Origin of the sequence: Mammaliicoccus sp. A-M4 (assembly GCF_022386955.1) — a bacterium.
GTDB lineage: Bacteria > Bacillota > Bacilli > Staphylococcales > Staphylococcaceae > Mammaliicoccus > Mammaliicoccus lentus.
In genome coordinates this window covers 97,446-113,645 of sequence record NZ_JAJNHH010000008.1, presented here as the reverse complement: position 1 = coordinate 113,645, position 16,200 = coordinate 97,446, and the positions used below count along the sequence as shown (strand labels likewise).

14 protein-coding genes, 1 pseudogene, 1 riboswitch and 1 other annotated feature are annotated in these 16,200 nt (G+C 32.1%); all 15 genes and pseudogenes read right to left on the bottom strand.

Annotated features, from left to right (window positions below):
- Positions 1 to 56: 56 nt before the first annotated feature.
- The 15 genes and pseudogenes from rplI to LQ682_RS08485 all read right to left on the bottom strand — a co-directional run bounded on the left by rplI (position 57) and on the right by LQ682_RS08485 (position 16,153).
- Positions 57 to 503: a 50S ribosomal protein L9 gene (rplI, locus tag LQ682_RS08555; protein WP_064204310.1), complete on the bottom strand. Its 447-nt coding sequence runs from the start codon at positions 501 to 503 to the stop codon at positions 57 to 59.
- Complete coding sequence (locus LQ682_RS08550) at positions 503 to 2,467, bottom strand: DHH family phosphoesterase (protein ID WP_064204309.1); 1,965 nt, start codon at positions 2,465 to 2,467, stop codon at positions 503 to 505. Before LQ682_RS08550 ends, rplI begins: the two co-directional genes overlap by 1 nt.
- Before the next feature lie 14 nt (positions 2,468 to 2,481).
- Positions 2,482 to 3,399, bottom strand: a complete 918-nt coding sequence (locus LQ682_RS08545) for a DUF2232 domain-containing protein (RefSeq protein ID WP_231051118.1) — start codon at positions 3,397 to 3,399, stop codon at positions 2,482 to 2,484.
- Positions 3,400 to 3,479: 80 nt separating this feature from the next.
- The gene (gene metX, locus LQ682_RS08540) at positions 3,480 to 4,448 is read right to left on the bottom strand and encodes a homoserine O-acetyltransferase MetX (RefSeq protein ID WP_016999164.1); all 969 of its coding nucleotides are present in this window, start codon (positions 4,446 to 4,448) and stop codon (positions 3,480 to 3,482) included.
- A gap of 68 nt (positions 4,449 to 4,516) precedes the next feature.
- Positions 4,517 to 4,618: riboswitch (SAM riboswitch) on the bottom strand.
- Positions 4,619 to 4,684: 66 nt separating this feature from the next.
- A complete protein-coding gene (locus LQ682_RS08535) occupies positions 4,685 to 5,011 on the bottom strand; it encodes an AzlD domain-containing protein (protein WP_016999165.1) in 327 nt (108 codons plus the stop codon).
- Complete coding sequence (locus LQ682_RS08530) at positions 5,008 to 5,718, bottom strand: AzlC family ABC transporter permease (protein ID WP_082894572.1); 711 nt, start codon at positions 5,716 to 5,718, stop codon at positions 5,008 to 5,010. The genes LQ682_RS08535 and LQ682_RS08530 overlap by 4 nt, the downstream gene beginning before the upstream one ends.
- 217 nt (positions 5,719 to 5,935) lie before the next feature.
- Positions 5,936 to 6,451: a YceI family protein gene (locus LQ682_RS08525; RefSeq protein ID WP_016999167.1), complete on the bottom strand. Its 516-nt coding sequence runs from the start codon at positions 6,449 to 6,451 to the stop codon at positions 5,936 to 5,938.
- 124 nt (positions 6,452 to 6,575) lie between these two features.
- Positions 6,576 to 7,853, bottom strand: coding sequence for a serine--tRNA ligase (gene serS, locus LQ682_RS08520; protein ID WP_218688123.1), 1,278 nt, complete (start codon positions 7,851 to 7,853; stop codon positions 6,576 to 6,578).
- A 62-nt stretch (positions 7,854 to 7,915) separates the two neighbouring features.
- Positions 7,916 to 8,113 (bottom strand) — a binding site (T-box leader).
- Between the two features lie 48 nt (positions 8,114 to 8,161).
- Complete coding sequence (hutI, locus tag LQ682_RS08515) at positions 8,162 to 9,403, bottom strand: imidazolonepropionase (RefSeq protein WP_064204306.1); 1,242 nt, start codon at positions 9,401 to 9,403, stop codon at positions 8,162 to 8,164.
- Complete coding sequence (gene hutU, locus LQ682_RS08510; protein ID WP_064204305.1) at positions 9,396 to 11,063, bottom strand: urocanate hydratase; 1,668 nt, start codon at positions 11,061 to 11,063, stop codon at positions 9,396 to 9,398. Before hutU ends, hutI begins: the two co-directional genes overlap by 8 nt.
- A gap of 17 nt (positions 11,064 to 11,080) precedes the next feature.
- A complete protein-coding gene (locus tag LQ682_RS08505) occupies positions 11,081 to 12,391 on the bottom strand; it encodes a YjiH family protein (RefSeq protein ID WP_016999171.1) in 1,311 nt (436 codons plus the stop codon).
- 27 nt (positions 12,392 to 12,418) lie between these two features.
- Positions 12,419 to 13,903, bottom strand: coding sequence for a histidine ammonia-lyase (gene hutH / locus LQ682_RS08500; protein WP_064204304.1), 1,485 nt, complete (start codon positions 13,901 to 13,903; stop codon positions 12,419 to 12,421).
- Positions 13,904 to 13,993: 90 nt separating this feature from the next.
- A complete protein-coding gene (hutP, locus tag LQ682_RS08495) occupies positions 13,994 to 14,431 on the bottom strand; it encodes a hut operon transcriptional regulator HutP (protein ID WP_016999173.1) in 438 nt (145 codons plus the stop codon).
- Positions 14,432 to 15,369: 938 nt separating this feature from the next.
- A pseudogene (locus LQ682_RS08490) lies at positions 15,370 to 15,781 on the bottom strand (carboxymuconolactone decarboxylase family protein).
- 204 nt (positions 15,782 to 15,985) lie between these two features.
- Positions 15,986 to 16,153 (bottom strand): LysR family transcriptional regulator, encoded by a 168-nt coding sequence (locus LQ682_RS08485; protein WP_082892484.1) that lies wholly within the window; start codon positions 16,151 to 16,153, stop codon positions 15,986 to 15,988.
- Positions 16,154 to 16,200: the final 47 nt, after the last annotated feature.

Below are 16,200 nucleotides of genomic sequence, written 5' to 3'. Positions count from 1 at the left end.
TATAACGCATTAAAATAGGTCGGTAAATCAAATACCGACCTATTTTATATAATCTGTTATTCTTCTACAACGTGTACTTTTAATGTACCTGAAACTTTATTATGAAGTTTAATTGGTACGTTTGTGTAACCTAAACTGTGAATACCGTTCGGTAAATCCATTTTACGTTTATCAACTTTAATGTCGTGTTGTTTTTGTAAAGCTTGTGTGATTTGTTTTGTACTAACAGAACCGAACAACTTACCGCCTTCACCAGTTTTAGCAGAAATTTCAACTTCTAATGATTTTAATTTATCTGCTAATGCTTTAGCATCATCGATTTCTTGTTGTTTGATTTCTTCTTGTCGTTTGTTTTGTTGTTCTAATTGTTTCATATTTCCTGCTGTCGCTTCTACAGCATAATTATGTTTAATTAAAAAGTTTTGAGCGTAACCTACTGGCACGTCTTTAACTTCTCCTTTTTTACCTTTTCCTTTAACATCTTGTGTGAAAATAACTTTCATTATTCTTCCACTCCTTCTTCATCTGTTTCAACAACCTCAATAAGTTTTTCGATTGCTTCTTCTACTGTTGAATCTTTAATTTGTGTAGCAGCGTTTGATAAATGGCCGCCTCCACCTAGAGCTTCCATTGTTAGTTGTACATTCACTTCTCCTAAAGAACGAGCTGAAATACCAACTGTGTCTTCTGAGCGTTTAGCTACAACATATGAAGCTTCTACACCTTCTAATCCTAATAGTTCATCTGCAGCTTGTGCAACTGTAACAGGATGATAAATTTGTTCTTCATCACCATGTGCAATTGCTACGCCACCACGGAATAGTTTAACTGTCTTAATTAAATCTGAGCGCTTAATATAAGTATCTATATCATCTTTCAAGAAGTGCTGGCAAAGAATTGTATCTGCACCATGACTTCTTAAGAAACTCGCAGCATCGAATGTTCTTGAACCGGTTCTTAACGTAAAGTTACGTGTATCTACAATGATACCCGCCAACATAATTGTCGATTCAATTCTTGTTAAACGATGTTCTGTCGGTTGATATTCTAGCAACTCTGTTACAAGTTCTGCTGTAGAACTTGCGTAAGGTTCCATATAGACAAGCAGTGGACTTGAAATAATACTTTCCCCGCGTCTATGGTGATCTATGACTACTTTTCTATTTGCTTTATTTAATAAGTTCTCATCTATTACAAGTTCTGGTTTGTGCGTATCAACGACAACTAATGTCGTACGAGATGTCATCTCATGCCATGCTTCTTCTGATGTGATAAACCTTTCTTTCAAGTCTGGTTTCTCATCAATTTCTCTCATAACACGTTGTAATGTATCATCAATATCTGAATCATTTAATACGATATAAGACTCTAAATTATTCATTTTAGCAATACGAGAAACACCAATAGCTGCACCTATCGCATCCATATCTGGTGATTTATGACCCATGATAATGACTTTGTCACCTTCGATTAAGATATCTCTTAACGCATGAGAAATAACACGAGCACGTACTCTTGTACGTTTTTCCATTGGGTCAGTCTTACCACCATAGAATCTTACGTTACCGTTAAAGTTCTTGATGGCAACTTGGTCTCCACCTCGACCAAGAGCTAAATCTAAACTTGATTGAGATAGTTCACCAAGTTCTATTAGGTTCTCACTGCCTTCACCAATACCTATACTTAAAGTAAGCGGATGCCCAATTTCTCTTGTCTTATCTCTCAAATCATCTAACAGATTGAATTTAGATGCTTCTATATCTTCTAAAATACTATTGTTTAACAATCCAATAAATTGATCCGAACTATAACGTTTAACATACAATTCATAACGAGTTGACCAATCATTAATTACATTAGTAATAAGACTATTCACTTCTGAACGTTGTGAGTCATTCATGTTTTGTGTAATTTCGTCATAGTTATCTAAAAATATCGTAGCGATGATAGGTTTTTCATTTTCATATAATTCATATACACGTGAAGTTTCTGTTATATCAAATAAATAAATTGATTTTTCATTTTCAGTGTAAGTGACTTTATATTTGTATGATCCTTCTTCAATTTCTACTTCTTGTGTATTTTCTAATCTTTTTAATATATTTGGAAATATTTCATTTATTGGTTCGTTTAATACATCTCTTTCTAAACGTCTACTAATAAAATTATTAATCCATTCAATATTATAGTTTTTATCGAGTAATATTACGCCAATTGGCAAGTCACTCACAGCACTCGTTTTACTTTTGGTAATACGACCCGCTAGACTCCCGATGTATAAATCTAATTTTGCAAAGCTGGTTCTAATAAAGTAAACACTCGCTGCAAATAGGACTACAGTAATAACCGTCGCAATAATCGCCCAAAATATTGAATTTAAAAAACTTAAAACGAGCAGTGCTAAAGCCAAGACCATCATAATAATATAAGGAAATATTAGGGCTTTTTTAACTGATTGACGGTTCATAAACTCACCTCAATTTACTTTTTTATGCGTTGTTTTAAATTAAACCATATGTCCATTAAGCCAAATAAGTATGCAATTGGTTTAAATATAAAAGCAAGAACGAAAATAATTACAGCTACAATTATAGGTAATTTTTTTACTTTTATAAATAAATGGAATAGGGATAATGCTTGGATAAATATAACCCATTCTAACACAAACTGTAAGTTAGTGACTATGCCATACATCACAACATTGTCTTTCGTTACGAATAAACTAACGAGTACTGTGATTACAAAAATGAAAGCGACACTACTTTTAATTTGCCACATAAATAATGGTCTGAATACCGGTGTTGCGATTTTATACTTTCTCAATATAGGGAAAGTCACGAGTAAATTAACAAGTACTAATAAAAATACCCATAATATAATATACCCAGGAATACTAGCTTGTAATATATCAATTGAAGCTTGAAGAGATTCTTGAATTTCTGTACTGAAATTACCACTCATTTCAAAATAAGACACGATTACATCATAATATTCATTAAAAACATTACTTGTTAGTGGTAGTTTTCCCGTTAATTGCATGATTAACACACCAGCAATTGTTAATACACTCATAAATGCTGTTACTAAATATAATATACGTTCTTTAGATGTACGTTCTATTAATAATTGTCCAATAAATACACTCATAAAAATCATCAGTGTCATGACAGTTAATAAATATACGTTACTAAGTAATACGGTTGCGCATAATGCCACTACAACTGTCACAAAAAACGACGGTTTTGATCGATACCAAAGTATTGTTCCAGGTATTGTAATGAACGGTAGTATTACAAATGCTAAAGGTGGTAAAAAGTTAATAATAACCATACTTAACATTAGTAAAACTATTGAAATAATTGTCGCTTTTATATCGACTTTAAAAGACAAAATTTTCACTTCCCAATCTATTTTAAACATCTTTCTCTATTTTACAGATTTTTATACTTTAAAACAATGTAGGTGACTTTTTTAACGACTTAACGTGCTTTAAATTTATGTAATTTTAAGAAATGATAAACATATGGTGCCCAATCTCCAAAGTTTAATAAAAATCCGTCATGCCCAACATTATCTGGCACGAAGAAATGTCTGTGGTACTTGAAGAATCGACCGAGTGATTTTACTTGGTCATCTGGATATAATAAGTCATCAGTGAACCCTAGTGTTAATACTTTTGTATCTATTTGTTTTAATCGTTCTTCAACATCATTTCGTCCTCTAAATATATCGTGGCTATCTAATACATCTAATAAAGTGAGATAACAATCTTTATTGAAGCTATTTTTAAACTTATTACCTTGATATTTTTGATAACTGACAACATCATCTGCTGAGAATCTTGCTTCATAATCTTTACTTGAACGATAAGTTAAAAAGCCTAATTGTCTTGCAATACTTAATCCGTCTTGACCATTCATTTGAATAACTTGTCTTGCAATTTCATTGAAAGCTCTGCTATAAGATGATGTCTTTTCAGTTGCCGCTAAAATAACGGCTTTCTTTACTTCAATTGACCCGTCATATAAAATTTCGAGAGACTGCATGCCACCTAATGAACCACCAATTAGAACATCAATTTTTTCATAACCAAAATGTTTCAAAGCCAATATATTAGCTTTAGTTACATCTCTCATCGTTAAAGTATCTGGAAAATGGGGTGTATTTAATTTTGAACTCGACCCAAATGGGCTACCTATAACGTTAAAAGTTATAAATTGATAATCATTTATAGACAGATAACCACCATCGATAATTTCTCTCCACCAACCTGGATGCTCATCATCTCCATACGTTAAATGGTTACCTGTTAATGCATGACAGATAACAACAAGCGGTTGCCCCTTATAACCGACATGCTCATATTGAAGCTTTAAGTTATCAATCACTTCTCCTGATTCTGTTTCAAATCGACCTAATTCTACTGAACCTGTTTCACGAGAAATCATCTTATCTAACCCCCTCTTATATAATAGAAAAACTTCTTACTCGTTAAAGAAGTAAGAAGTTCTCATCATTCTTATTATGCGAGTAGACTCGTTGGTCGTAGCACCGTATCTAAGGTGACCGGTTGCTGAAGTTTCATCGGGCCAAATCCCTCAACTTCTCTGAATAAGCTTTACTATGTAATTAATATTAAGAATACTAGAAAAGCAATGATCTTTCAATAACTTATACTTTGTTATTAAAAGACAAATCTTACAATAGCCATAATCAACATCCCTGCTAAAACAGATATTGTTAAACTACGCGTGACAAATGCAATAACGACAGTTGGTACTGCAACAAAAACACTTTCTAAGTTAAGTTGATATCCTGTTGATCCTTCTTGATTTAACATGCCTTCTACAATAAGTGCTGTAAATAAACAAACCGGCACAAATTGTAACCATTTAATGATTCCAGCCGGTAATTCAAATCTTGATAATAGAACAAACGGCGCTACTCTTATAACCCATGTCATAATGAAACACCCAGCTGTAATGAGTAGTAAATACATTGATATCGTCATTTATCAAACACCACCCCTGTAATTGAAGCGACTAATGTTGCTAATATAATAGAAAGAAACGTTGGCATAAATAACGTAAATAACAACATACAAAAAATTGTTAAACATATGAGCCACAAATGATAAATTATTTTATTTTTTTGTATCGTTTCGAATTGAGCAACTAATAGAAAAATAAACATTGCTGACAATGCATAGTCTAATCCGAACATTTCTGGGTTTGGAATTAGATTACCTATTAAACCACCTAATATCGAAGTTGTAACCCATAATATATATGCTGAAATGTTAAGCCCGTGCATCCATGTAGCATTTAAAGATTTTTCTTTTGCATACTTTGTAATAGCTACACCAAATGATTCATCAGTTACAAGAGTTCCAATTCCAATATTTGACCACAAACTATTGTTTTTGAAGGGTGGTACTAAAGCTAAACTTTGTAAGAATAAACGAGAATTCACAAAGAATATTGTTAAGAAAATAGCAGATATAGGAGATTGGATAGCTACAAGCGCACAAATGATAAATTGAGCAGCACCTGCATAAACAAAAATGGATAACAATGCAATTTCTAAAATGGATAAACCTGATGACACACCAACTACTCCAAAAGCTATCGCAACACTAAAATAACCGAGCATTGTTGGTATACAATCTTTAACACCTTGTAAAAACAAGGATTTATGTATGCTTGCAGATTCCTGCACTTATAATACCTCCATTCTCAAGGAGATAGTTTCAAAGGTTAGTCTAACGTTTGTCTAACCTCAGTGTGACTTACCTCTTTTTTGTTTTTTATATGTATTAGTTTTATCATATCAAATTAAGTTTAGCAATATAATTTGACGAAATATTAAGACAATTAATAATCCTTATATAAATAAAAGAATGGCAGCTCAAAGAGCTACCATTCTTTTATTTATATTATTCTCCTAAGCTAAATTCAGCACTTGCTTCGAATTTAACATCTTTACCTATCATTACGCCACCAGTTTCTAATGCTTGGTTAAATGATACGCCATATTTTTCACGATCGATTTTACCATCCACTACAAATCCTGTAACTGTTTCTCCGTTTAATGGGTTTTTACTTACTCCATTAAATTCTAAATCGAATGTTTCTTCATGTGTTGTACCAGCAATTGTTAAATCACCAGTTACTGAATCTTCACTTATAGATTTAGATTCGAAAGTAATATTTGGATTTTCTTCTGCACTAAAGAAATCAGCTGATTTTAAGTGTGCGTCACGATCAGGGTTATTAGTATTAATTGAATGTGCTTTAATTGTTACTTTAGCTTTTAATGATGATAAATCATTTACGTCACCAGTAACTTCTACATCATAATCATCAAAAGTACCTTTAACTCGAGATACCATTAAGTGTTTTACTGTAAATTCTAAACTACTGTGTACTTTGTCGAAATTGAAATTAGTCATGTGTCATAACTCCCTTTATTTATTTTGTATACTAAGTATACCAGATATAAAAATTATATTCAAGTTAAATCTAAAAAAAGAGTAACCATTAATATGATTACCCTTTTTATACTGTTTCACACATTTATAATTCTATTACAGTTTGACCACCCATAAATGGTACTAATACTTCAGGAACAGTAATTGTACCATCTTCATTTTGATAGTTCTCAACAATAGCAGCAAATGTACGTCCTACTGCTAACCCACTACCATTTAAAGTGTGTACAAATTCTGGTTTAGAATCTTTATCACGTTTAAATCTAATATTTGATCTTCTTGCTTGGAAATCTGTCATATTTGAACATGAACTAATTTCTTTATAATCATTGTAGCTTGGTAACCAAACTTCAATATCATATGTTTTTGCACTTCCAAAGCCAATATCTCCAGTACATAGGTTAACTGTACGATAAGGAAGTTCTAGAGCTTGAAGTACTTTTTCAGCATGGTTAGTTAATTCTTCTAATGCATTGTATGAATCTTCAGGACGCTCGTATCTCACCATTTCTACTTTATTAAATTGATGTAGACGAATGAGACCTCTTGTATCGCGGCCTGCAGAACCCGCTTCACTTCTAAAACAAGCTGATTGTCCTGTGAATTTGATAGGGAACTGTTCATTTTCAAGCACTTCATCACGATAGAAATTCGTTAAAGGAACTTCTGCTGTTGGAATTGTATAAAGTCCTTCTTTTTCAACTTTAAATAAGTCTTCTTCGAATTTAGGCAGTTGCCCTGTTCCAAACATTGAATCAGCATTTACTAATTGAGGAACCATCATTTCTGTATAACCATGTTGTGTCGTATGCATTGTAACCATAAAGTTCATTAATGCTCTTTCAAGTTGTGCTCCTTTACCAGTTAAGAAGACAAAACGTGCACCTGATACTTTAGCTGCTCTATCAAAATCAGCCATTTTTAAATTTTCTACTAAGTCCCAATGTGCTTTAGATTCAAAATCAAATGTTCTTGGTTCGCCCCATTTACGTACTTCAACATTATCATCTTCGTCTTTACCGACAGGTGTTTCATCACTAATTAAATTAGGAATTCTTACTAATTTGTAAGTTACATCATCATTTAATTTGTTTAATGATTGATCAATTTCTTTAATTTGATCTCCGACTTGACGCATTTCTAATATAACGTCGTCAGCATTTTCTTTATTGCGTTTCTTTTGAGCAATTTCTCCACTTACTCTATTACGTCGTGATTTAAGTTCTTCTGTTTTTACAATAAGTTCACGGCGTTCTTTATCTAATTCTAATATTTCATCTACTACTGATGGATCGTCGCCTCTTTTAGCGATTTTTTCTTTTACATATTCAGGTTCAGTTCTAATCATTTTAATATCTAACATAATGTTTCCTCCCTATTTTCTATATTGTTTAAGAAAAAAAGCACCACGTTCCTTGTTATTACACAAGGGACGTGGTGCTTACGCGTTGCCACCCTATTTAACAGTCTGTAATAGACTGCACTCTAAGTCATATAACGGTTTAAACCGATTGTTCTTCTTAAAAAGGATAGATTCATTTAAGTTTCATGTCTTGTTTGCACCAACCACAAGCTCTCTATACATACCCGCTTAAATTACTTATTCCTAAACAATATAGTTATTAAATTAACCTAAATATACCAAATGGCTATGACCTTTTCAAGGAATAATTAAGATTCGGTAATAAGTCCAGTGTTTTCATAGACTTTTTTACCATCAATAATAACTATTTGAGCATGGTTTACGCCATAATGATATGGTAAATATTCATGATTTGGAATATCCCATACAACTATATCAGCTTGATCACCAGCTTCAATTGTACCCGCTTCAGCATCAATTGCTTTTGCAGCATTGACGGTAACAGCATTCCAAATTTCGTTTGGTGTTAATTTTAATTTTAGTGCTGCGATGCTCATTACAAGTTGTAAATTATCGGTTACACAACTACCTGGGTTAAAATCAGTAGCAATAGCAATTGCACCATTATTATCTAGCATACCCCTTGCATCTGCGTATTGGTCTTTTCCTAAGTAGAATGTTGTGCCAGGTAATAACACAGCGATTGTTTGGCTATTATTTAATGATTGTTTATCTTCTTCACTTGAAGCAACTAAATGATCTGCAGAAATCGCACCTTCATCAATTGCTAAGCCTAGACCACCTAACGGATCAATTTCATCAGCGTGAATTTTAACTTTTAATCCTTTATCTTTAGCTGCTTGCATATAGCGTCTTGATTCTTCTACTGTAAATACGCCTGTTTCACAGAATATATCAGCAAAGTCAGCTTTATCTTTCACATCATCTAATAAATCAATCATTTCTTGTAAGAAAGTAGCATTATCTTTTGCATCTTTAGGTACTGCATGAGGTCCTAAGAAAGTATGTTTCATTCTAATTGGTGTATTTTCTTCTAAACGATGTGCAACATCAAGTTGCTTTAATTCAGTCTCTTTATCTAAACCGTAACCACTTTTAGCTTCAACTGTTGTAGTTCCAAATTGAATCATTCTAACAATTTCTTTTTTCGATTTATTATATAATGCTTCTTCTGAAGCGTTTCTTGTAGACTCAACTGTACTTAAGATTCCTCCACCTTGTTTAAGTATATCTAAGTAACTTACACCTTGTTGTTTTAGCGCCATTTCATGTTCTCTAGAGCCACCAAATACTAAATGCGTATGTGCGTCTACTAATCCAGGAGACACGACTTGGTTTGTCGCGTCTATCACTTCTTTCGCTTCATACTCTTCTGTATGTTCTCCTGCATATACGACTTTGCCATCTTTAACGACAACTGTTCCATTGTTAACAATTTTTAAATCATTCAATTCTTTGCCTTTTAGTGGGCCTTCTGTCTTCTTAGGTAAAATTAATTCACCTATGTTTTGAATTAAAATATCATTCATTGTTCTCTGTCTCCTTTAACATTGGAATATCTACGTTTTTATTTTTAGCTGTGTCTATCGCAGTTTCATAACCTGCGTCTGCATGTCTTACTACACCCATACCCGGATCTGTCGTAAGTACTCGTCCTAAACGTCTATCTGCACGTTCACTACCATCTGCTACAACAACCATACCGGCATGTAATGAATAACCCATACCTACTCCGCCGCCATGATGAACTGAAATCCATGAGCCACCTGCTGCTGTATTAACAAGAGCATTTAATATTGCCCAGTCACCTACTGCATCAGAACCATCTTTCATTGATTCAGTTTCTCTATTTGGTGAAGCTACAGAACCTGAGTCTAAATGATCTCGTCCAATTACGATTGGTGCAGATATTTCACCATTTCTAACCAACTCGTTTAATGCTAATCCCATTTTTGCACGTTCACCGTAACCTAACCACGCAATTCTTGAAGGTAATCCTTGGAATGCAATTTTTTCACTTGCCATATCTAACCAACGCATTAACTTTTTATCTTCAGGGAACAACTCTCTCATTAATTGATCTGCTCTTTCGATATCTTTAGGGTCCCCACTGAGCGCCGCAAATCTAAATGGTCCTTTACCTTCACAGAATAATGGTCGAATGTAAGCTGGCACGAAGCCTGGGAAGTTGAAGGCATTCTCTAAACCTTCATCGAAAGCAACTTGTCTAATGTTATTTCCATAATCAAATGCTATTGCACCTTTTTCTTGAAAAGCTAACATAGCTTCAACATGTTTTTTCATAGATGCAGAAGACAATTTAACATATTCTTTAGGATCATTTTCACGTAATTTATCAGCTTCTTCTAAAGAATAACCTTCTGGTACATAGCCATTTAGTGGATCATGTGCTGATGTTTGGTCAGTGACGATATCAATTTTAAATCCTCTATTTAATATTTCGTGATGAACTTCTGCAGCGTTACCTACTAAACCAATAGCTAATGGTTTTCCTGCATTTTTAGCTTCTTCTGCTTTTTCTAATGCTTCGTCTAAAGAATCTGTAATCATATCACAATAGCGTGTTTCAATACGTTTCTCAATTCTTGAAGGGTCTACATCTACACCAATTACAACACCTTCATTCATTGTTACGGCAAGTGGTTGTGCGCCACCCATTCCACCTAATCCAGCAGTTAAAGTAATCGTGCCTTTTAACGTACCTCCAAAGTGTTGATTAGCCAGCTCTGCAAAGGTTTCAAATGTACCTTGAACAATACCTTGTGAACCAATATATATCCAACTACCTGCAGTCATTTGACCATACATCATGAGACCTTTTTTATCTAATTCATGGAAATGTTCCCAATTTGCCCATTTAGGTACAAGTACTGAGTTAGATAAAAGCACACGTGGAGCTTCTTCATGCGTTTTAAATACTGCAACTGGTTTACCAGATTGAACGAGCATTGTTTCATCGCTTTCTAATCTTCTTAGCGTTTCTACAATTGCATCAAAGCTTTCCCAGTTACGTGCTGCTTTACCAATACCACCATATACAACCAATTTTTCAGGATGTTCTGCTACTTCTGGATCGAGATTATTATAAAGCATTCTCAAAACTGCTTCTTGCTCCCAACCTTTACATTCTATTTCTAAACCTTTTTTCGCTTTAATATTTCTAGACATAATTCATTTCCCCTTTATTAAAAGATTAGTAAACTTAATGGAATTGCTATTAATAATGTAAGTGCGACACGAATAAACCAAATCACCACAAGTTTCCAAATTGGAATTTTAATATCTGTAGCTAAAATACAAGGTATTAAAGCTGAGAAGAATATAATTGCTGAAATACTTGTAATAGCTACTACAAATTTCACTTCTATTGCTGCTTTCACCACTAACAATGATGGTAAGAACATCTCTATGATTGATATCATGGATGCTTTTGCTAATAAAGGCTTATCATCAATAGGAAAAATATAAATAAATGGATAGAAAATATAGCTTAACCAATCAATAATAGGTGTGAAATTAGCTAATATTAATCCTAAAAATCCAATCGATAATATAGATGGTAAGATAGCCATCGTCATCTCTACGCCATCTTTAAGATTAAGGCCTATATTTTTAAATAATGTTAATGATTGATATGATTGTTTCTTTGCTTCATCATAAGCAGCTTTCATATAATTCCCTTTAACTTTAGATTCTTTTTGTCCTTCTTGATTATTGTAATATGCCTCTGATTCTCTAGAGATCGGTGGCAAATGAGCAGAAATTGCTGTTACAACAAATGTGATTATTAATGTACTCCAGAAGAATAAATTCCAGTGACCCATTAAGTCTAACGTTCTCGCTACAATAACCATAAATGTAGCAGAAACTGTTGAGAATCCTGTTGCGATTATGACCGCTTCTTTCTTGTTATACATGCCATCTTTATATACTCTGTTTGTGATAAGTAATCCTAAAGAGTAGCTACCTACAAATGATGCCACAGCATCAACAGCAGACTTACCTGGTGTCTTAAATATGGGTCTCATAATCGGTTGCATCAATACCCCAATAAATTCTAGTAATCCATAACCTACTAAAAAGGAAAGTGCAATCGCTCCTACTGGAATTAAAACACTTAGTGGTAACATCAACTTATCAAATAAGAACGGTCCATAATCCTTATCAAATAATAATTTAGGTCCTATCTTAAATACGTACATAATGCCTATCACTGCACCAAGTAGCTTAAAAATAACAAGAACACAATCTGTAAAAGATTTTTTAAAATCCATTCTGATAACAGGTAAAATAGCGCCTATTATAATGATAATTAATGCATAATAAGCAGTTAAATCTCCTAACAATGACCGAATACCTAAGTGAATGTGGTCAACAAGTATCGTATTATCTTTACCTATTTGTATAGGAATAAAGAATAAAATAATACCTATAATGCTAAATACATAGAATTTCCACATATCTTTACCTTTGTCTTGAAACTGTTGATTAATCATCACAACACCCCTTTGTTTCAAAATTCACTATCTTAAATATTCACATACCCTTTCTATATCGTGATGAAAGACTCTATCTTCAGTTATCGAAGGTACAACTTCTCTTAACTCCATATATTTTTCTTTTGTTCTAGGTGAAAGCTTTTCTACCCCTTTAATTTCTACCGCTTGTAGAGCGATGATACATTCTATCGATAATACTCTTCTTACATTTTGGATAATTTGATAAGCATGTCTTGCTCCAATCGTACCCATCGAAACATGATCTTCTTGGTTAGCTGAAGAAGGTATTGAATCGACGCTAGCAGGATGTGCTAAAGTCTTATTTTCTGATACAAGCGAAGCGGCAGCATATTGCATAATCATTGCTCCACTTTGTAAACCTGGTTCAGGACTTAAAAATGCTGGTAATCCACCATTTAATTGTGGATTAACTAACCTTTCTAATCGACGTTCAGAAACATTCGCTAATTCTGCAACTCCGATTTTCAAGAAATCCACAGCAAATGCTATTGGTTGTCCATGGAAGTTTCCACCTGATATAACGAGTGTTTCATCATCTTTATCAAATATTAATGGATTATCGTTTGCAGCATTCATTTCTAATTCTAATTTTTCTTTCACATAATTTAGCACTTGAAAACTTGCTCCATGAATTTGTGGGATACATCTTAATGTATATGCATCTTGCACACGTACTTCCCCTTGACGTGTTGTAAGTTTTGAACCGTCTAACCAATTACGCATTCTTTCAGCCACTTCAATTTGTTCATTAAAGTTTCTTACGATATGCACATGCTCATCATATGCATCCACAATTCCATTTAAAGCTTGATGTGTTAATGAAGCAATCCACTCTGAATTATAAGCAATATTTTCCGCTTCTATATACGCAATAACGCCTTGAGCTGTCATTGCTTGAGTTCCATTTATTAATGCTAAACCTTCTTTAGCTTGTAATGAATGAGGCTCTAATTCCAGTTTGTGCAAGACTGCTTTAGCGTTTAGTGTTTCACCTTTATAATGCACATCGCCTTCCCCAATTAAAGCTAATGCTAGGTGTGATAATGGAGCTAAATCACCTGAAGCTCCTAAAGATCCTTGCTCTGGTATAACCGGTATAATTCTTCTGTTAATAAATTCGACTAACAAGTTTACTAAGTCTTCTGTTACACCTGAGTGGCCTTTTAACATTGTATTTAATCTTAAAATCATCATGACTAATGAAACATTGTCTGGAAAGGCTTTTCCTACGCCACAAGAATGTGAACGAATTAAATTAATTTGTAAGTCATTGTATTTTTCTTGCTCAATCAATACATCACTGAACAATCCAAATCCAGTTGTTATACCGTATACAGTTTCTTTATTATTTATGATTCGTTCAACTGTTTCTCTACTTTTTCTAACATTAATTAAAGCTTCCTCTGAAATAGATATTTGCCTATCTTCTTCTAAAAATGTTTTAATATCTTGAATCGTTAAATCTTTACCTTTTAATATTAAAGTCACAAATAACACTCCTTTGGACACAAAAAAATACAACAAAAATTTATTTGTTGCACCTTTCTCTTATCTAATGTCTAATAGGTGTTCTTATGTCTATATATGATTGATACCTAAACCGATTGTTTCATGTTCTTTTCCTTTAATAGGAGCTCCTATTGTGCCGTATAGACTAACGGCTATCCATTCTCCTTCTTGTTTATCAGAATATGGATATCCTCTCACAACAGAAAATTTTAAACCAACAGTTCTCATAATTTCACCTATAGATAATTCACCTCTCGTAATACCATTTACTGCTTCTAATATTGCATGATACAAAGCGTGTGTTTCTCTATACTGCGTTTCAGATATAAGGTTCTGTCTTCTAGCTGCTGTCTCTATTGAAGAGATAATCTTATTAAGCGACATCGTTCCAATCTTACCAACTATAAATTGCATTTGATCGCAGTCTGGATTCAATTGTTTCGCAGTTTGCTCATCAGTAAGAGTTAATAATGTAGCATACTTACCAATTGATATTTGTTCAGTCATGTGAAAACTCCTATCTTATCTAATAACTAATATCTATATTCACATTATATTTTTAGTATACGCTTTCATAATTTTTATAACAATACTTTTTAAGATATCCGTAACACAGTGATTGATTAATACATTAGCTTATTAAAGTTTTTTATTTAGTTCAATTAGTAGGATAAGTTGAAGTACTAAAAAAATGTTTTTTCACTTTAAAATCAATATGATTATCTTCTATAATTTCTTTAAAAATGTATTAACATTTTAATGTCTTGATTTTATCAATACAATTATTTAAATAACTTCACAAAAAATTTAGTATTAGTTAAGGACATTTTTATATCCATAACTAATATGTCTAAATTAAATTGATTACAAACGCTTATTTAAATGTTTTTAATCAAAAAATATAGTACTAGTTATGGACATTTTTGGGTCCATAGCTAATACTATATAAGTTAAATTGCTAAAAAAGTGTTTTTTAACTTTAAGATCAACATGATTATCTTCTATAATTTCTTTAAAAATGTATTAACATTTTAATGCTCTGATTTTTATCAATACAATTATTTAAATAACTTCATAAAAAATTTAGTAATACATCTGAACCTTTTTCGGTTCGTTCATAAATCTTACTATATAAGTTAAATTGCTAAAAAGTATTTTTTCATTTTAAGATCAATATGATTATCTTCTATAATTTCTTTAAAAATGTATTAATATTTTAATTCCCTGATTTTTATCAATACAATTATTTAAATAACTTCAAATAAACTTAGTAATACTTACTCATTTTTCAAAATATATTGATTAAATAATTTTATATAATATTAAGAAATACTAGACTGCTTGTTTATCTCTATTAAATATAAGATATTAATAGCCTAGAAATAGAGTTTTTATTAAATTACCATTAAAAATATTTAATGTATTGTAATATTATATTTTCATAATTACTCTACCTTAGAAGCATCTATAGTAATATTTTTATAAGAAAATACTTTTTGAGCCATAGTTAGTACATTTAACACACGTGGAAAAACAGTATATGGTAGGTATTAACTGAGTAATTGTTTCTATAATTTCTTCTACTGTAACTCCAGAAGTTAATGCTGTATTTATATGTAATTCTAATTGTGGCCCTGCACCTTGTCTAATAAGAGAAGATATTGATACTAAGACACGTTCTTAGTTCGTTAATCCCTTATTTGAATAAATATCACCATATGCAAATTCTATTATATATTTTGATACATCTGGTGTGATGTCTTTCATATCTTCAGTTATTTTTAAATGCATTGATCCAGTTGTTGTTGTAAATTCCATTAATTTACTTATACCTTGTTGACATCTATTACTTTCCATTATTTAAGCCTCCACATATTATTTTTCATTTACAATATTTATTTCTGAACAATAAATACTATACTATCATTTAATTTATTAGTTAAATATATATTATAAGGTCTATAATTAAGATTTATAAGTAATTACTAGCCGTTTTATAAAATGTAGTCAATAAATGCTTGAGTTGCATAAAAACGATGCTTTCTTTTTTAACTATAATAACTATTTCCCACAATATAGGAAGCACATTAATTCCATTCCTAATTCTATTTCAAATGACATAATTGTTTTACTTAATGCAGATTGTGAAATACGTAATTCTTCTGAATCTTGTGTAAAACTTCCTAATTTAGTAACTGTCATAAAATAATTAAATTGACGAATTTCCAAATTAGTTCACCTCTATATCATTACTCAATATTATAGATATTAGTATA